Source organism: Achromobacter sp. LC458, assembly GCF_001005835.2.
Lineage (GTDB): Bacteria > Pseudomonadota > Gammaproteobacteria > Burkholderiales > Burkholderiaceae_B > Achromobacter > Achromobacter spanius_B.
This window is the reverse complement of sequence record NZ_LBHW02000020.1, coordinates 90,489-107,862: the sequence shown is the minus strand read 5'-3', so window position 1 is coordinate 107,862 and position 17,374 is coordinate 90,489. Positions and strand designations below refer to the sequence as shown.

Annotated in this window: 21 protein-coding genes; 1 reads left to right on the top strand and 20 read right to left on the bottom strand. The window is 64.5% G+C overall.

The features are described 5' to 3' along the window. The coding region (locus tag YH64_RS17840; protein WP_370512758.1) for a DNA internalization-related competence protein ComEC/Rec2 at window positions 1-1,792 on the bottom strand (1,792 nt) is incomplete at its 3' end. Here YH64_RS17840 and YH64_RS30805 point away from each other — a divergent pair. Beyond that, window positions 1,709-2,020 (top strand): hypothetical protein, encoded by a 312-nt coding sequence (locus YH64_RS30805; protein WP_370512759.1) that lies wholly within the window; start codon window positions 1,709-1,711, stop codon window positions 2,018-2,020. The genes YH64_RS17840 and YH64_RS30805 overlap by 84 nt on opposite strands. A gap of 86 nt (window positions 2,021-2,106) precedes the next feature. Here the strand turns inward: YH64_RS30805 and YH64_RS17835 are convergent, their stop codons facing one another. The 19 genes from YH64_RS17835 to YH64_RS17745 all read right to left on the bottom strand — a co-directional run bounded on the left by YH64_RS17835 (window position 2,107) and on the right by YH64_RS17745 (window position 17,322). Beyond that, complete coding sequence (locus YH64_RS17835; RefSeq protein ID WP_082134539.1) at window positions 2,107-2,901, bottom strand: SDR family NAD(P)-dependent oxidoreductase; 795 nt, start codon at window positions 2,899-2,901, stop codon at window positions 2,107-2,109. A gap of 16 nt (window positions 2,902-2,917) precedes the next feature. After that, window positions 2,918-3,424, bottom strand: a complete 507-nt coding sequence (locus YH64_RS17830; protein ID WP_046805743.1) for a 2,4'-dihydroxyacetophenone dioxygenase family protein — start codon at window positions 3,422-3,424, stop codon at window positions 2,918-2,920. 25 nt (window positions 3,425-3,449) lie between these two features. Next, the gene (locus tag YH64_RS17825; protein ID WP_255444550.1) at window positions 3,450-4,478 is read right to left on the bottom strand and encodes a LacI family DNA-binding transcriptional regulator; all 1,029 of its coding nucleotides are present in this window, start codon (window positions 4,476-4,478) and stop codon (window positions 3,450-3,452) included. A 60-nt stretch (window positions 4,479-4,538) separates the two neighbouring features. Then, the gene (locus tag YH64_RS17820) at window positions 4,539-5,069 is read right to left on the bottom strand and encodes a VOC family protein (RefSeq protein WP_046805745.1); all 531 of its coding nucleotides are present in this window, start codon (window positions 5,067-5,069) and stop codon (window positions 4,539-4,541) included. A 9-nt stretch (window positions 5,070-5,078) separates the two neighbouring features. Next, on the bottom strand, window positions 5,079-5,843 hold the full coding sequence (locus YH64_RS17815) for an SDR family NAD(P)-dependent oxidoreductase (protein WP_046805746.1): 765 nt from the start codon (window positions 5,841-5,843) through the stop codon (window positions 5,079-5,081). Between the two features lie 59 nt (window positions 5,844-5,902). Further along, the gene (locus tag YH64_RS17810) at window positions 5,903-6,862 is read right to left on the bottom strand and encodes a tripartite tricarboxylate transporter substrate binding protein (protein WP_046805747.1); all 960 of its coding nucleotides are present in this window, start codon (window positions 6,860-6,862) and stop codon (window positions 5,903-5,905) included. Window positions 6,863-6,991: 129 nt separating this feature from the next. Next, entirely contained in the window at window positions 6,992-7,432 is a 441-nt protein-coding gene (locus tag YH64_RS17805; protein WP_046805748.1) for a nuclear transport factor 2 family protein, read from the bottom strand. Window positions 7,433-7,613: 181 nt separating this feature from the next. Further along, complete coding sequence (locus YH64_RS17800; protein WP_046805824.1) at window positions 7,614-8,429, bottom strand: N-acyl homoserine lactonase family protein; 816 nt, start codon at window positions 8,427-8,429, stop codon at window positions 7,614-7,616. Window positions 8,430-8,443: 14 nt separating this feature from the next. Continuing rightward, a complete protein-coding gene (locus YH64_RS17795; RefSeq protein ID WP_046805749.1) occupies window positions 8,444-9,157 on the bottom strand; it encodes an ABC transporter ATP-binding protein in 714 nt (237 codons plus the stop codon). After that, complete coding sequence (locus YH64_RS17790) at window positions 9,144-9,926, bottom strand: ABC transporter ATP-binding protein (RefSeq protein ID WP_046805750.1); 783 nt, start codon at window positions 9,924-9,926, stop codon at window positions 9,144-9,146. The genes YH64_RS17795 and YH64_RS17790 overlap by 14 nt, the downstream gene beginning before the upstream one ends. Further along, on the bottom strand, window positions 9,923-10,897 hold the full coding sequence (locus tag YH64_RS17785) for a branched-chain amino acid ABC transporter permease (RefSeq protein ID WP_046805751.1): 975 nt from the start codon (window positions 10,895-10,897) through the stop codon (window positions 9,923-9,925). Before YH64_RS17785 ends, YH64_RS17790 begins: the two co-directional genes overlap by 4 nt. A gap of 3 nt (window positions 10,898-10,900) precedes the next feature. Continuing rightward, the gene (locus YH64_RS17780) at window positions 10,901-11,770 is read right to left on the bottom strand and encodes a branched-chain amino acid ABC transporter permease (protein WP_046805752.1); all 870 of its coding nucleotides are present in this window, start codon (window positions 11,768-11,770) and stop codon (window positions 10,901-10,903) included. An 18-nt stretch (window positions 11,771-11,788) separates the two neighbouring features. Further along, on the bottom strand, window positions 11,789-12,961 hold the full coding sequence (locus tag YH64_RS17775) for an ABC transporter substrate-binding protein (RefSeq protein ID WP_185975391.1): 1,173 nt from the start codon (window positions 12,959-12,961) through the stop codon (window positions 11,789-11,791). A 48-nt stretch (window positions 12,962-13,009) separates the two neighbouring features. Beyond that, window positions 13,010-13,858, bottom strand: coding sequence for an alpha/beta fold hydrolase (locus tag YH64_RS17770; protein ID WP_046805753.1), 849 nt, complete (start codon window positions 13,856-13,858; stop codon window positions 13,010-13,012). Then, complete coding sequence (locus tag YH64_RS17765) at window positions 13,855-14,250, bottom strand: hypothetical protein (protein ID WP_046805754.1); 396 nt, start codon at window positions 14,248-14,250, stop codon at window positions 13,855-13,857. Before YH64_RS17765 ends, YH64_RS17770 begins: the two co-directional genes overlap by 4 nt. 111 nt (window positions 14,251-14,361) lie before the next feature. Continuing rightward, on the bottom strand, window positions 14,362-15,033 hold the full coding sequence (locus YH64_RS17760) for a 3-oxoacid CoA-transferase subunit B (protein WP_046805755.1): 672 nt from the start codon (window positions 15,031-15,033) through the stop codon (window positions 14,362-14,364). Continuing rightward, window positions 15,023-15,715, bottom strand: coding sequence for a 3-oxoacid CoA-transferase subunit A (locus YH64_RS17755; protein WP_046805756.1), 693 nt, complete (start codon window positions 15,713-15,715; stop codon window positions 15,023-15,025). Before YH64_RS17755 ends, YH64_RS17760 begins: the two co-directional genes overlap by 11 nt. A 36-nt stretch (window positions 15,716-15,751) precedes the next feature. Continuing rightward, window positions 15,752-16,924, bottom strand: coding sequence for a thiolase (locus YH64_RS17750; protein ID WP_046805826.1), 1,173 nt, complete (start codon window positions 16,922-16,924; stop codon window positions 15,752-15,754). Then, window positions 16,924-17,322 carry a Zn-ribbon domain-containing OB-fold protein gene (locus tag YH64_RS17745; RefSeq protein WP_046805757.1) on the bottom strand — a complete coding sequence of 133 codons (399 nt, stop codon included), beginning with the start codon at window positions 17,320-17,322 and terminating at the stop codon, window positions 16,924-16,926. The genes YH64_RS17750 and YH64_RS17745 overlap by 1 nt, the downstream gene beginning before the upstream one ends. Window positions 17,323-17,374: the final 52 nt, after the last annotated feature.

Here is a 17,374-nt window from a genome sequence, read left to right as displayed (position 1 = left end):
AAAAAACCGGCCACACACTGGCATCCCGCCGTACAAACGCCGCCACATCAAATGACGCATAACTACGCCGCACCGGTACCGCCGCCATCACCGCGCGCGCGCCGCCGACGTGGTCTTGGTCGGCGTGGGACAGCACCAGCACATCCAGCACATCGATACCGCGCGCCTGCATGAACGGCGCCACGACTCGATCGCCCGCGTCGCTGCCGCCGTAATGGCGCGGGCCGGCATCGAACAGCAGCGTCTGCGTTGCCGTTTCGACCAGGATGGCGCTGCCCTGCCCCACGTCCAGGGCCGTCATGCGCCAATGGCCGGGTTCGGGCTTGTCCGGCCGCCAGCACAGCAGGGGCAGCATGCAGACCCAGCCAAGGTGTCGCGCTGGCCAGCCGCGCACCTGCAAGGCCCAGACCATGCCGGATACCGCGACCAGCAGCCAAGGCCAAGGCGCCGCAGCCACGGCAAAGCTGGCCCAATCAGCATTACCTACCCACGCCACCGGGGCCATCGTGTAATCAAACGCCGCCAACCCCACCTGGCCGACCCACGCGGCCACCGCCTGCGCACCGGGGACCACGGACAGCGCCGCGCACAGCAACGCCAAGGGCGTGACGATGAACGTCACCGACGGAATTGCCACGGCATTGGCCAGGGGCGATCCGACCGATACCTGATACACCAGAAACGCCAGCAGCGGCGTCAGGCCCAGTGTGACCAGCAGCTGTAAACGCGTCGCTTGCGCCAACCGGCTTGCCCAACGGCGGCGCCAGCCCGCCTCGGCATCAAACGGCAGCTCGGCAATGCGCAGCAATATCGCCACCGCGCCGAAAGACAGCCAGAACCCTGCCGACAACGGCGCCCACGGGTCCAACGCCACCACGCCCGCCCCAGCGCACGCCAACACCCTGCCCGCCGTGAGCGGCAGCCGCGACATCACCGCCGCCAGCACCACCGACAACATGAAGAACGTGCGCCGGGCCGGCACGCCCCATCCCGCCAGCAGGCAATACAGCAGCGCCACCACGGCCGCCGCCGCGCCGCCGGCCACACGCGACGGCACGAATTCCGGCAAGCCCGTCCCGCGCCATCGGGCCCGCCGCCACCCGGCCGCCACCAGCACGCCCGCGATACCCGCGATAGACGTCACGTGCATGCCACTGATCGACACCAAATGCGTAATGCCGCTGCGGTTGAAGATGCGCCAGTCATCGCGCGCCACGCCCGCTTGGTCGCCAATGGCCAAAGCAATCAGCACTGGTGCATAACGGTGTTCGCCCAAGGCTTGCCGCAAACCCACGCGCACGTGGTGTCGCGCCCGTTCGATGGCCACCCCTGCCGACGCCCAAGGCTTGTCATCCAACAACTGCGGCCGCCCACGCACCGTGCCCACCGCCCGCAAGCCCCGCGCGAACATGCGCCCTTCCGCGTCCGGCCCTACCGGGTTCAGTACGCCATGCGGCCGCCGCAACACAAGCGCCATGCGCCAGATCTGGCCCGGCAGCAGTGCGGGCAGTGGCACGGTCGCACCGGGCGGCGCTTGCCATGTGACCTGGATGCGAGACGGAATGCCCGGGCGCGCGGGCTCGGCTCGTTCGGCAATGAAGCGATGATGCCGGTCATCGCCATCCGGCAGCTCGGCTACGCGCAAGGCCAGGCGGGAGACTTGGTCCTGATGCAAGTCCGCCAGTGAATCGTCAAGGCGCAGGTGCGCTTGAAGGCACGCGTTAAGCGTGCCGGCGCAAAGGCCAAGCACAAGAGCACAGACAACGCGCAAAGAACCGGCGCGGCATCGCAGGCGATCCGCAGCCGCAACGCCGACCGAAACGACGGCCAAAACAACGGCCAAAACGACGGCCGCAACGACGACCACAACGACGGCAGCAACGCCCCCCGCTATGCCTGTCAGCGACAGAACGAAGGCGCCGGGCAATACCGGGAAGCACTGCACCCACGCCGCGCCGCCCACGAACGCCAGGCAAAAAGAACGACCAGTGATGTCCGCCTCCTGAAACCAGAAGCGTAGGACAAGCCGGCCGTAGGGCAATCACCGAATGAACGTTTTTATCCACCTCGGTTTGCCGCAAGCAGGCGCCTTGCCACGCAAGCCGCTCACAAACTTGACCCCCCATCCACCACCATCAAACACCCCGTGACATAAGCCGACTCGTCAGACGCCAGAAACAGCGCCGCGTTCGCAATATCCCACGGGCTGCCCTGGCGTCCCATCGGGCACCTGGCGTCCCGAGCCTTATGCCCTTCTTGCGCCGCCTCACTGCTTGCATACAGCGCGTCGGCATGCGGCGTGCGGATCATGCCGGGGATGATGCAGTTGCACCGCACCTGATCCGCCGCGTACTGACGGGCGATGACCCGCGTCATGTGGTTGACCGCCGCTTTTGCCGTGCTGTACGACAGGAATTGCATCGGGCTCCATTTCAGGCTTGCGGTTGACGACACGTTGATGATGGCCCCGCCGCCGCGCGCCTTCATTTGCGGCAGAAAGGCGCGCGCCATCGCCATGGAGCCGCGCACGTTGACCGTCATGACGCGGTCCCACTCGTCGTCCTGCACGGCGAGCAGGTCGCCCTGGATTTCGATGCCGACATTGTTGTGCAGGATATCGATGCCGCCAAAGCGCGATGCCACGTCTTGCGCCACCCGCGCGATTTGCGCCGAGTCGGTAACGTCGAGCTCGATAGCCTCCGCCACGCCGCCTTCCGACCGGATCTGCCGGGCGGTCTCTTGCGCGGCGGCCAAGGACCGGTCGGTGCAGATGACCGCTGCCCCCTCTCGGGCGAAGCGAATCGCACAGGCTGCGCCATTGCCGGCCTGGTCGGCGGCGGAAAACGAATTTCTTAACGTTCCGGCGCCCGCTACCAGCGCCACTTTTGATGCCAGACGCATGATCCGACTCCTGCGCTCAGTCGCGCGTGAACTCGGCGCCGCCCTTGGGGCGGATATAGCGAGGGATGGGCAAGCCGGCCTTCTTGGCCGCGTCGATAATCGAGTCCTCGATGGCGCCGGCATCGCGGATGTTGGCGAACTGGCCGTCGATGAAGTTGATGTTGGCGCCGAACACCACCATGAATCCTTCGGCCGGCTCCTTGGCGTCCTCGGGTACTGAAAAGGTGTGAACGGACCCGCCCGGCTCGTACAGATAGCTGCCGGCCGTCTGCACGTCGTTGGGATACTCCAGGTAGTTCCACTGCCCCTTGGTGGTGTAGAAGTGGACGACGCCCGTATGAAAGTGCGTGGGCAGGCGGGTGCCCGGCGCGAACTTGCCGTACAGCACCCACACGCCGTTTTCCCGATCCAGGAACAACGGAATGATCGACGAGCCCGGGGCGGCGCCTGGCAGCTGGACGCCGTCTTCGATGTTGACGGTCAGCAGGCGATCTTGATGGGTGACGGTGTACGGTAGTGTCATGAGCGTTCCTGATAAGGGTGTAGGGTCAAGACGGCGCTGCGGGCGCGCACGATTCGCGCAATATCAGCTGCGTCTTGATAACGATGCGATCGCCTTGCGCGGGCGCGCTCTGGCGATCAAGTTGCTTTAGGACCAGTTGTGCCGCGCAAGTGCCCACCGCCTCAAGGTCCCAACTAAGCGAGGTGATGGCCGGGCTGAACAGCTGAGACAGATCGGTGTCGCCAATACTGATCACGCTGATATCGTTGGGCACCGCGTCTCCGGTATGACGCAGGGCTTGCAGCACGCCGGACAAAATTCTGGTCCCCAGGCACACAAACGCGGTGGGTCGATTCGCGTGCGACAGCAGCGACATCGCCTCCGAAAACGCAAACTGCATGGCGGACTGTTCCGCCCGGATCAGCGCCGGGTCAGGAACCATGCCGCGCTCTTTGAACGCCTGGCGAAAGCCCGCGATACGCTCTTTGCCGGTGCGCAAATCCGTACCCGGCGTCAACAGCGCAATCCGTGTGTGGCCCAGGTTCAGCAGATACTGGGTCGCCTGGAACGCCCCCGTTGCATGATCCACATGGATACCGACGGACGAATCGCCAAACTCCCGGTCCAGCGCCACAACGGGAACTTCTTGAGACAGCTTGTCGATTAGCTCGGCGGATTCTTTTTCGCACGGGCCCAGAATCAACGCGTCAACACGCCGGCCGCGAAAGATGTCGATCAGCGACGCTTCGCGACGCCTTTCGTTATGCGTGCTGGCCACCAGCAACGAATAGCCTTCGGCCTGTAGCGCGGTCTCGGTGGCCGTGATGATGCGCGCGTACAGCGGGTTGGCCAGGTCGGACACCAGCAGCCCGATCACGCCCGAGGACTTTGTGCGCAGGCTTCTGGCCACGGCATCCGGGCGATAGTCCAGGCTGCGTACCGCCTGCTCGACCGCCGCGATGGCGGCCTCGCTGACACGGCCGGTGCGGTTCAGCGCGCGCGACGCCGTGCCCAGGGATACCCCCGCTTTCTTGGCGACGTCGCGTATGGTGATTCGAGTGCTTCGGTCTTTCATGATGTTGGTTTTGTCTGTGCCGGAAGTGGCTAACATACACCGTCTTCGGCACCGGGCCGGCTAGGTGCGCGGGCGTATCGGCGCGGACCCATCCCAGGTTTCAGCCGCCCTTCTGATCTCGTCGAAATATTCGCCCTTGCCGCCTTTCATTTCAGACACTTCGATCATGCCGCTGGGCAAATCAGGATGCACGAAGTACGCGAAGCGGCCGCGCAGGCCCATCCTTCCGCCGTGCCCTTCTTCGTAGCCGCTGCCACGCAGCCGGTCGCAAAACTCGTCGAAGTTGTCCAGCGTCCAGAACGCCACGTGCTGCGCGCATTCCCCGCTTGCACGCAGGGAATCCAGATAAAGCGATGGCGCCTCGTCTCGTTGCTGGATCAGCTCGATTTGCAGGTCGCCGGAATTGGCCAATGCAATCGACAAGCGCGGTGGTTGCGAGACCTGGCCGCGATATCGGAATTCAGTGGTCCCGACCTCTTCCTTGTAGAACCAGGGCCCGACGCCTAGCACCTCGGACCAGTGGCGCATGGCCTTTTCAATGTCGCGGACTACATAGCCCACTTGCCGGACGCCGCCAAAAAGCTTGCTCATTGATGTTCCTTAATTCATGTGGGCGCCGCCGTTGATATCCAACGTCGTGCCGGTGATGTAGCTGGAAAGGTCGCTGGCCAGGAACAGGCAGCCGCCCGCGATTTCGTGTGGGCGTCCGGCGCGACGCAGCGGCCAGGCTTGCGCGGCGTCGTCCTTGCTTTCATCCGAGCGTCCGGTGCGCGAAAAGTCCGTTGTGATCAGGCCTGGCGCAATCGCGTTGGCGCGGATCTTGTATTCGCCGAATTCCTTGGCCATGGCGCGGGTAAGGCCCTGCACGCCCGCCTTGGCGGCGCAGTAATGGGCGCCGCCGAAGATGCCGCCGCCGTTTTGCGCCGACAGCGACGAAATGGAAATGATGCTTCCCCCGGCGCGCTGAACCATGAAGGGGATGACCGCTTGGCTCAGGTTGAAAACGCCGGTCAGGTTGACCCGCAGGATGCGTTCGAAGTCGGCGGGGGTGATGTCCCGGAACGTGGCTTTCTGCGTGATCGCCGCGTTGTTCACCAGCACGTCGACGACGCCGCCGGACCAGGCGGCCACCTTGTCGATGGCAGCGCGACATTGCTCGTCGCTGCCCACGTCGCAAGCCAGCGCAAGCAGCTGAGCCGCCGGGGCGCCCAGGTCCGCCGCGCTTTCCTGTATGCGTGCCTCGTCAACGTCCAGGATCGCCACGCGCGCGCCATGCTCAAGAAAGAGCTTTGCGGTGGCTTTACCGATGCCTTTGGGGTGCGCGGCCCCCGAGATGACGGCCACGCGGTCTTGAAGCAGTTTCATAGTGTCTCGTGCAGGAAAGGGGGCAACGCGACGGCTCGTTGCCACAACCAAGGAACCGTCTATTGCGGCGTAATGCCGGCTTCTTTCGCCACCACGCGCCACGCTTCGATGTCGGCCACATTTGCCCTTTGATGTGCGGGCCCGGCAACGTACCGAGCCGAAATGCCAAGGCCAAGCAACTTGTCGATCACTTCCTGTTCCTTCAGCACCTTTTCCAAGGTGCCGGACAGGCGATCGACGATGGGCTGGGGCGTGCCGGCGGGCACGTACATCGCCCAATTCAGGTCGCGGTCAAAGTCGATGCCCTGTTCCTTGTAGCTGCGAACTTCCGGCACGCTGGGCGAACGCTTGGTACAGACGGCCAGCCCCTTCACCTTGTGTTGCGTGACCATTGGCGTGGCGGTGGCCATGTCGACAAAACCCAGGTCGATATGCCCGCCCATGATGTCCGTCATGATCTGCGTGGTGCCCTTGTAGGGCACGTGCTGCATCTTCAGGTTGCCCTTCTGCACCATGACTTCGCCGCAGAAGTGCCCCGTTGAGCCGATGCCCCAGCTTGCGTACTGGATAGGGTCCTTGCGGGATTCCGCCAGTTTCTTCAGCCCTTCAATATCGTTGGCCGGGAAGTTGTTGTTCGCGACCACCATGATGGCCGAATTGCCGATGGCGCCCAGCGACGTAAAGCTCTTGATCGGGTCATACGGCAGGTCCTTGTAGACCGACGGAGACAGGATGTGCGTGGTCATCCCCCCGATGGTGATCGTGTAGCCGTCCGGCGCCGAGCGGGCCACGGCGGCGATGCCGATCGTGCCGCCCGCGCCGGGCTTGTTCTCGACGATGACGGGCTGCTTCAGTTCGGCTGAAAACCGCTCTGCCAGAATCCGGCCCAAGGTGTCGCCACCGCCGCCGGCCGAGAACGGCAACAGCATGCGAATCGGGCGATTCGGGTAGTCGTCGGCATGGGCCGCGCCCATGCCCAGCAAGGTCAGCAGCGCGGCTGCAACGGACAGCTTCTTCATTGTTGTCTCCTCGGATTTATCTCCGGGTGCAGCGCCTGACCGGCCTGCCCGGTTTTTTCTGTAGAACGCATTGGCCCAACCCGGTTGCCCGCCTCCTGAACGGAACAACCGCTACCGCTACCGCTATCCCTACAACAACCCGAGCGAACGCAGCTTGGCGTTCTGACAGGTGTACGGACGCTCGCAGATCACCTTGGCCGAGTTCGGCGCGAATTCGAACGTGGCCGCCATGCGAACGCGAAACTGGCGTCCCGTCGGCTCGTACGTCTTGCCGTCAACAGTGAACGGGCCGGCATGCGTGCCGGAAAGCCAGAATTCCACCAGGACGATGTCCGTGCCCTCGGCGGCGGCCACCGCGATGATCTCGTTCTTCAAGTCGGGAAACGAGGCCCGCGACGACTCGAAATACCCCATGACTTCGCTCTCGCCGTCAAAGACCGCACCACTGGAGTGCATCTCGTATCGGGGATGTTCGAAGGTGTCGATGACCTTGTCCCACTCCTGAACGCATTCCAGCGCCATGTGGTCAACGACGGTCTTCACGCGTGCAGCCTGCAACTCGGTACTCATGGAAACCCTCTTTTGTGGAAACGTTTCCGCAAATTATGGACGCGGTGTAAGTCCATAAAAAGCTAGGGATTACGATAATTAGTGGAAACGATAACGCAGCCCGGTCCGACGAGGCGGCGCTCGGGACCGGGCTGCGCGTGAGGGCGGGCTTGAACGGTTGGGGCGGTAAGGGGAAACGTTGTTACGGCTGCTGCGCACCGTCAGGCAGAAGTTCGCGATGCAGCATCACCACGTGCGCTGACTCCTGCCACTTTGGATACCGATCCAGCACCAACGGATCATGCCCCGGCACGACATGCTGCTCGGACTGCGCCGCGCCAAACAGCTTGGCGTATCCCGACAGCATCTGGGCCGTGTTGTAGACGATGGGAAACGGCCTGCCCTGCCCCATGTTTTCGTAGTAGTGGCTGGCGTCGGACGCCAGCACTACCCAGCCGCGTTCGGTATGCACGCGCACCGCTTGCAGGCCTTTCGTGTGGCCGCCGATATGCAGCAGTTCCAGGCCCGGCAACAACGTGCCGTCGCCGTCATGAAACTGCACCCGGCCGTCGTACACGCGCCGCACCAGCGTGACCACGTCTTCCACCGCGTAGGCATGCCGCAGCGGTTCAAAGCACATGCAACGGCCGGTAGCGTAGTCAAGCTCATCGTCTTGCACGTGAAAGCGCGCCTGCGGCAACAAGTCCAGGTTACCCGCATGGTCGTAATGCAGATGGGTCAGCACCACGTGCTGCACGTCTTCTGGCTGCACGCCCAGTTGGGCCAGGGCCGAGATCGGGCACTGGATCAGCTCACGCCGCCGCACCCGCGCCATGTCCGCATTGAACCCCGTGTCGACCAGAACAACGCGGCCCGCGCCGCGTATCAGCCACACGTAGAAGTCCATGGGCATGTCGCCATCATGCGGATCGCCGCCCAAGAAGTTGTCGCGTCGCTGGCGCGGCATGCGGGCGTAGCGGATGGCGTAGATTTCGTATTCGGGAAGAACGTTCTGCATCGCCAAGGCTCTCTTCATATGCCCAGATAGGCTTTCTGCACGAAGGGGTCGGCCAGCAGGTCGGCGCCCTTGCCGCTGCGGACCACCTCGCCATGTTCGAACGCATAGGCATGATGCGCCAGGCGCAGCGCCAGCCGCGCGTTTTGCTCCACCAGCACAATGGCGATGCCGCTGTCGCGGTTGATGCGCTGAATGGCGTCCGCGATTTCGGCCACGACCTTGGGCGCGATGCCCAACGACGGTTCATCCAGCATCAACAAGCGGGGTTGCGCCATCAGCGCGCGGCCGATGGCCACCATCTGCTGCTCGCCACCGGACAACGAGCCCGCCAACTGCGCACGCCGTTCCTGCACACGCGGAAACAGCGTGTAGACCTCGTCCAGCCGCGCGCGAACGCGGCTGCGCGACCTCACCCCATGCGCGCCGGCCATCAGGTTATCCAGCACGGTCATGCGGCCGAACAAGCGCCGCCCCTCCGGCGACAAGGACAAGCCGGCCGATACGCGCGCCGCCGAACCCAGCCGCGCGATGTCTTTCCCGTCGAACACAATGCGGCCGCCCGCGGCCGGCGCCAGGCCGATCAGCGCTTTCAAGGTAGAGCTTTTGCCGGCGCCGTTGGAGCCGACCAGCGCAACGATCTGGCCTTGTTCAACCGTAAAGCTGATGCCGCGCACCGCCTCCAGCGGCCCGTAGCGAACCTTCAGGTCCTGGACGTCAAGCATGGGCATAGTCGGGCGCTCCCAGATAGGCTTCGATCACGGCGGGGTTGTCGCGGATGGCTTGCGGCGTGCCCTCGGCGATTTTTTCTCCCTGCACCAGCACCACGATGCGATGGCAAAGTTCCATGACCAGCGCCATGTGATGTTCCACCAGCAGCATCGTCAGCCCTTCCTCGGATTGCAGGCGGCGCAGCAACCGCCCCAGCTCGTTGCATTCTTCATGGTTCAGCCCCGCCGCCGGCTCGTCCAACAACAACATGCGCGGCCGGCAGGCCAGCGCAACGGCGATGCCCAGCTTTTTCTGCAAGCCGTAGGCGAGCGATCCGGCCGCCGCGTCGCGCCAGCCTTGCAGGTCTAGCAGGACCAGCAGCCGGTCGACCTCCCGCGTCACTTCCGACGCCGGCAACAGATCCTGGTTACGCCCGGCCAGACGACGCAGCCAGGAATGCTGAATGCGCGACAGCATGCCGCGCCGGATGTTCTCGGCCACGGTGGCCTCGGGATAGGTCGAGGTGGATTGAAACGTACGAGCCAGCCCTCGCACCACGACACGGCTGGGCGGGCCGCCGGAAATATCACCGCCATCGAAATGCACGGAGCCCGACGACGGCGGCATCGTGCCGCTGATGACGTTGAAGGCCGTTGTCTTGCCCGCGCCGTTGGGGCCGATCAAGCCCACGATTGCGCCCGGCGCGATGGCGAAGCTGACGTTGCGCAAGGCTGCCAAGCCGCCGAAGCTGCGCGACAGGCCCTGCACCTGCAATAAAGGTGGATTCATGGGGACTCCTTGTGCCGACGCGATTGCCACGGCCCCGGCAAGCCGGCTAGGCCCGCCGGCAGAAAACGCAGGATCAGGATCAGCGCCGCGCCGTAAAAAATGTGCTGCGTTTGCACCGCCCCGCGAAACAGCTCGGGCAGCGGCGTCAGCACCATGGCGCCGATCAGCCCGCCCCATACTGAGCGGCGGCCGCCGATGACCAGCATGATGATGAAGCCGATGGATATGCTGGCGTTGAATGACTCGGGCGACACGTAGCCCACGTAACGCGCCTGCAAGGCGCCGCCCACTGCCGCCAGCGCGCAACCGGCCACAAATGCGCACAGCTGAATCCGGTGCACGCTAAGGCCTGTGGATTCGGCCAGGGCCGGGTTCTCGGCCACGGCGTCGATGGCGTGGCCGAATGGCTGCCTTGCCACCGCGCTCAACAGCGCGACGGAGCCCAGGGCCACGCACAGCGCCAGGCCGTAAAAACTGGCCCGCGTATCGAACACGATACCGGCCAGCGCGGCCGGCGGGATGCTGGCGACTCCGTTCGCGCCACCCGACCAGGATGACCCGTCCAGCAAAATCAGCCGCACCAGTTCCCCGAACGCAAACGTTACCAGCACGAAATAAACGCCTTTCAAGCGCAGGATGATCGCGCCCAATATCAGCGCCACACCCGCCGTCAACGCGACCCCCACCAAGGTGGACGGCAAAAAGCCCCAGCCCAGGTAGCGGGCGCCCAGCACCGAGCCGTAGGCGCCCAGCGCGACGAAGGCCGCGTGTCCCAACGACAATTGCCCGCAGCGTGCAATCAGCGCCAAGCCGTTGACGATCAGCACGTTCAGGCAGGTCAGCACCGCCAGATGTTGCGCGAACGGCCCGGCAAACCACGGCGTGCACGCGGCCACGGCCAACGCCGCCCACAACAGCCAGCGTAATGGCGCGGGCCGCGTCACGGCTGCATCAAGTGAAAGGTCCGTCATGGTTTATGCCTCCCCCCGGCCCAGCAAGCCCTTGGGCCGCACGACCAACATCACGATCACGACGGCGAAAATCAGCATGTCCGCCGTGCTGCTGTCGAACAGCAGGCTGCCATAGCTTTCCGCCAGGCCCAGCGCCATGCCCGCGAAAGCCGCGCCCGGGATGCTGCCCAGCCCACCCAGGATCACGACGATGAACGCCTTGAGCAGCGGCGTGGCGCCCACGAATGGCGACACCGAGAACAGCGGCGCCATCAGCGCGCCGGCCACCGCTGCCAGCCCTACCCCCAGGCCAAAACCCAGCGGGTAATAGATGCGCGAGCGGATACCCTGGATGCCGGCAATCTCAAAGTCCTCGACCACGGCGCGCAGCGCGCGGCCCGGCCGCGAGTGACGCAGGAAGCCATACAGCAAGGCCAGCGCCAGCAAGGCGAACACCACCACGTACACGCGCGACAACGGCACAACGAGCTTGCCCATGCGGGCGGTGCCCTGCGCCACGGCGGGCATGGACAAGGGGTCGGGGCCGAAGAACATCAAGGCCAGGTTTTGCAGGATCATCGCCAGGCCGATGGTGGCGATCATGCCGTTCAGTTCGTCCCGGCGAAACGGCTTGAGCACGCCCCATTCCAGCACCGCGCCGCCGACCACCGACAACGCAAAGGTCAGCGCCACGGCAGGCAGAAACGAGAAGCCCGCCTGGGTCGTCAGGTAGTAGGCGCCAAAAGCGCCCAGCATGTAGAACTCGCCGTGGGCAAAGTTCACCATCCGCATCACGCCGAACACCAGCGTGAAGCCCACCGCCATCAACAGATACAGCAATCCCACGATCAAGCCGTTGATCGTGGCCTGCGTCAGCAAAATGCTCCAATCCACGTGGCATCCCCCGCCGCGCTAGCGGCATCCCTCGACGGTGCAGCGCGCGCGGATCACCTCGCGGCCATCCTTGACCTCGGCCACGTAGAACGGCGCGTTCAACTGATGGTTGATGCCGTACATGGCCTTGCCCGTCCAGCTAAGCTTGCCCAGTGATCCGTCAAAGCCTTCCAGCTTTTCCAGTTCGACGCGCACGCGGTCCGTGTCTTCCACCGTGCCGGCGCGGCGCATGGCTTCGAACAGCATGTTGGTGCCGTCATAAAACGCGGGGCTGAAGCCGTTCATCGCGTGCTTGTACTTGGCGGCATACCGCTGGGCGTAGGCCTTGGTAGCGGGCAGCTCGGGATCGATCGGCGTATGGACGAACATGCCCTCGGTAGCCGCCTTGCCGGCCACGTTGACGATTTCCTGCGTGGCCGGGCCGCCAGTACGCACGATGCGTCCTTCAAAGCCCAGTTCGCGCGCCTGCTTCACGATCAAGCCGGCGGTGGTGGGCGAATTGCCGTCCAGTTCGATGGCGTCGATGCCGCGCGCCATCATGCGCGTCAGCACGGGCACGAAGTCGACCCGGTCGCGTTCGAAGAATTCCTTGACGGACAAGGCCGCGCCCGCCCTCTTGTAGGCAGCTTCCAGGTCCAGCGCAATCTGCTGCCCGGTTTCGTCGTTGGGGAACAGCGCCCCCACCTTGCGCAGGCCTTGCGACTTGACCAGCCAGTCGATCTGCGGCTGCGAAACCTCGGCCGTGGTGACGTTGGGACGGAACGTAAAGGGTTTGTCCGCGGCCAGCGCCTTGGCGGTAAAGCCCAGCGTCATGACGATCACTTTGTTCTTTTCCGTCATGGGCTGGATGGCCAGCACCGGCGCCGATCCCACCGGGCCGATCACATAACGCACCTTGTCCTCGAACACCAGCCGGTTGGCCACGGTGACGGCTTCGTTGGCCTGGTACTTGTCGTCGTAGGCCACCACCTGCACGCGATACTTCTTGCCGCCCACCTCCAGTCCGCCCGCCTCGTTCACCTGGTCCGCCGCAATCTCGGCGGCGTTTTTCATGCCCTGCCCCCAGGCGGCGCCGGCGCCGGACAGCGTGACCAAGGCGCCAAGCTTGAGTGTGCCTTGTGCCTCTTGCGCCTTGACGGCGGGAACCGCGGCCAGCGCAAAGATGCCGGCCAGAATGATCGGATAACGCATGATGCCTCCTGTGAGTCGCGGGCAATGCCGCCCGTCGTTGTTGCCGCGCTATAGGCGGGCGATGGCGTCCAGCACCGGCAATATGTAGCCGCGAAACTGCTGTGGGTTCTCGCTCATGGGGAAATGCCCCAATTCGCGCATGATGGTGACCTGCGCACCGGGAATACCGGCGGCGGTGCGCAAGGTGTCTTCGGGCGTGCACGAAAAGTCGTATTCCCCCGTCAACAGAAATAGCGGACAACGCTCGGTGCGGATGCCGTCCAGCCGGCCCCGCAAATCGCCGTCGACACGGTAGAAATACAGGTCGCCGCGAAACACGCCGGGGCCGCCCTGCATGTATTGCCACAAGGTTTCGTGGCGATAGACGTCCGGCGACTGCGGCGCCACCAAGCCCGATACCAAGGCCGCGCAGACCTCGCCGCCATGGACGTCGCCGCGATGCAGCCACGAGGTGTCGTACCAGGGCTGCTGGAAATCAGCCGCTTCGACTCCGATCAACGCGCGAAAACGTTCGGTGTGCTGATGCGCCAGCTGCAACACGATGCGTCCGCCGATCGAGCAGCCGATCAGCGCGGGGCGATCCAGCGCCAACGCCTGGCAGAACGCCATGACCGTTTCCACATAACGTTCGGTGGACAAGCGATATTCCTCGTCCTGCCAGCCGGCCGGCGGGTAGGACTTGCCGTGCCATGGCATGTCGAAAGCAATGACGCGATAGCGCGACGTGATGTCCGCATCGCACAGCATGTGGCGGTACTGGCGGCTGTCGGCGCCGGCGGTGTGCAGGCAGACCAGCGGGATGCCCTCGCCCGCTTCTTCGAAGTAAACACGGCAAGGCTTGCCGCCGATGTCGATGTGCACATAACGGCCAACGATGGGTTCCAGGGCGGCGTTCATGCGTGCGCCTCGCGGCCCCTGGCCAGCAGATCCTTGACGAACTGCAAGTGCGCCATCAAGGGTTGCAAGTTGCCTTCGATAGCCAGTTCGCCGCGCTTGCTCAGCGCAAAGATGTCATGCCAGCCCGCATCCGGCACGGCTTGCCAGAAGCGCGACCAGGCGGCGGCAGAGGCGCGCAGCGATACGTCGCAGGAAGGCAGCGGCGCAGCGGGCGCGTCGGCGCTGGTGACCCGGCCGTCGCGAATGCGTACAAGCAGCGGCGCATCGCCGACCCGCACCAGCAGGTCCATATCGACCTGGCGCGGCCGCGAGAACGACAACGCGCGGCTACGGAATCGATGCGCAAGCTGCGCGTCCGACGCGTGTTGCGCTGGCGTGGCGTGGTTTTCCATTGTCTCTTCCCGCTTATGTTGTTCTTATGTGCAGAACGTATATTCTTTCTATAAGAACATTCTAAGTATCGAAAACTTCCCCTGTCAACACGGGGAAGTACGAGCCGAAGGCTATTCAGGCGACAACACCCGCCAATCGTCCGCCAGCGTCAGCGGGCAATCCGTCAGGTCCTGCAAGGCGTCAAACCGCAGCCCCGCCACCATCGCGATCACTCGCATGCCATCCGGCAGCACATCGATGATGGCCAGATCAGAATAGATGCGGTCGACCACGCCCGCACCAGTCAGTGGATAAGTGCATTCGCGCACGATCTTGGGCCGCCCATCCTTGGTCACGTGGTCCATCGTGATGTAGACCTGGCGCGCGCCGGCCACCAGGTCCATCGCGCCGCCCACGGCCGGAATCGTGCCCAGCGCACCGGTGTCCCAGTTGGCCAGGTCGCCGCGCGCGGACACCTGGAATGCGCCCAGCACCGTCAGGTCCAGATGGCCGCCGCGCATCATGGCGAACGACACCACGTGGTCGGTAATGGATGCGCCCGGCAACAAGGTGACCGCTTCTTTGCTGGCGTTGATCAGGTCCAGGTCCAGCGGCGCGTCGGGATCGCCCGGCCCCATGCCGACGATGCCGTTTTCGGTGTGCAGGATCACATCGCGGTCGGCCGGTAAAAAGGCCGATACCAGCGTCGGTATGCCGATGCCCAGGTTCACATAGGCGCCATCCGGAATGTCCTGGGCCACCAAGCGTGCAATCTGGCGTCGATTCAGCTTTTCATATTCCATGATCGCGCTCCACCTGCACCACTCGTTTAACGAAAATTCCCGGCGTCATGACGTGTTCGGGCGGGATGGCGCCCAGCTCCACGATGCTGTCCACCTGCGCCACCGTGGTGGTGGCCGCCATGCACATCACCGGCGCGAAATTGCGCCCGGCATAGCGGTACACCAGATTGCCCCAGCGGTCTGCCGTGCGCGCCTTGACGAAAGCAAAGTCGCCCTTCAACGGGGCTTCCAGCACGTACCCAACGCCGTCTATCACGCGCGTCTCCTTGCCTTTCGCCAAGGGCGTGCCAAAGGCGGTCGGCGTGAAAAACGGCCCCAGCCCCGCGCCCGCCGCGCGCATGCGCTCGGCCATCGTGCCCTGCGGCACGCATTCCAGCTCGATTTTTCCCGCGTGATAGGCCTCGGCGAAGGCGGCGGCATTTGGGTTCTTGCGATCCGACGAACGCGCAAACGAGCAGACCATCTTGCGCACCCGGCCTGCTCGCACCAATTGGCTCAGGCCACGTTCGCCATTGCCGGCGTTGTTATTGACGATGGTCAGGTCGCGCGCGCCTTGGTCAAGCAGCGCGCAAACCAGTTCGGTCGGTACGCCCGAGGCGCCAAAGCCGCCGATCAGAATCACCGCGCCGTCTTGCACGCCGGCCACCGCGGCGGCCAGCGTATCGACTGTTTTGTCCAGCATGAAAATCCCTTTTCTAAGAAAGGCGCAAGGCCGGCGTCAGCGCGTGGACGGGCCGCCAAGGATGGCGGTGGACTGGCTGGACAATGTGCCGCCGTTGCCGTGTACCAGCGCAATATCCGCGCCGGGCACCTGGCGTTCGCCCGCCTGCGCCCGCAGCTGACGCACGGCTTCTATCACCAGGAAAATGCCGTACATGCCGGGATGCACGCACGACAAGCCGCCGCCGTTCGTGTTCACCGGCAGACGCCCACCGGGCGCAATGCCGCCGCCCTGCACAAAGGCGCCGCCTTCGCCCTTTTTGCAAAAGCCCAGGTCTTCCAGAAACAGCAGCGTGTTGATCGTGAAGGCGTCATAAAGCTCGGCCACGTCCACGTCCGCCACGTTCAAACCAGCCATGGCCAGCGCGCGCTTGCCGGATTCCGCCGCCGCCGTCACGGTCAGGTCTTCCATGGAGGAAATCTGCCGGTTCCACACCGCCGTGGCGCTGCCCAGCACGTACACGGGAGGCTGCGGCAGCTGGCGGGCGCGGTCGGCGCGCACCATCACGTAGGCGCCGCCACCGTCGCTGACCAGGCAGCAGTCGCGCACCGTCAATGGATCCGAGACCGGGCGCGAACTCAGCACGTCCTCGATCGATAAGGGGTCGCGCATCGCGGCCTCGGGGTTCAGCGCCGCCCAAGCGCGCGCCGCGACGGCCACTTCGGCCAGCTGTTCGCGGGTTGTGCCGTATTGATGCATGTGGCGGGCGGCGGCCAACGCGTAGGACGTCACGGGCTGTAGCGGCGAATACGGATGTTCGAATGGTTGGGGGTCCAGCAACGTACGCGCCTTGATGCCTTCCTTGCGGCCGAACGTGGCGGTCTTTTGCGTGCTGCCATAGCAAACCAGCACCGCATTGCATTGCCCGGACGCCAATGCCATCACCGAGGGCAGCAGGTGCGAGACAAAGCTGGACCCACCCAGCATCGTGGCTTCGATATACCGAGGACGCAGGCCCAGGTATTCGGCAACGGGCATGCTCCACATCGTGGCCGATGAACTGCATGTGGCCAGCCCGTCGATATCCTTCATGGTCAGCCCGGCATCGGCCACTGCCCGCGACGCGGCCTGGGCCAGCACTTCCATTTCGGTGTAGCCGTGCGCTTCGCCCAGGCCCGCGTGCCCGACCCCGGCAATGGCGACCCGGCCGCGCAGTGATTCCAGCGTCATCATGCGGCCTCCACAGGCTCGAACACCACCAGCGGCTCGGCCGCATCCAACAACACCCGCGCCTTGACCGGCATGCCGATCCGCAGCCGTTCCAACGGCACGCCGTCCACCCGGCTCATCATGCGCGCGCCCTCGTCCAGATCGATCAGCGCCACGTTGTAGTCGCCGCCCGCTTCCGCCTTGCGCCGCACGATGCTGAACGAATAGACCGTGCCGGTGCCCGCGGGCTCGATCCACGCCAGGTCCGTCGCGCCGCAGTGCATGCACAGTGTGCGGGGAAAGAACTGATGCCGCTCGCATGCCCTGCAACGTTGAATTTGAAAACGGCCTTTGGCCAACGCGGCAAAGTACTGTTCCTGTGGCCCCCGCGACAGGGCCTCGGCTTGTTCCGTATGCATTGCTGTCTCCTTCTATTTGTTCTGAGTCGCCGCGCCCGATGTCACGGCGCGG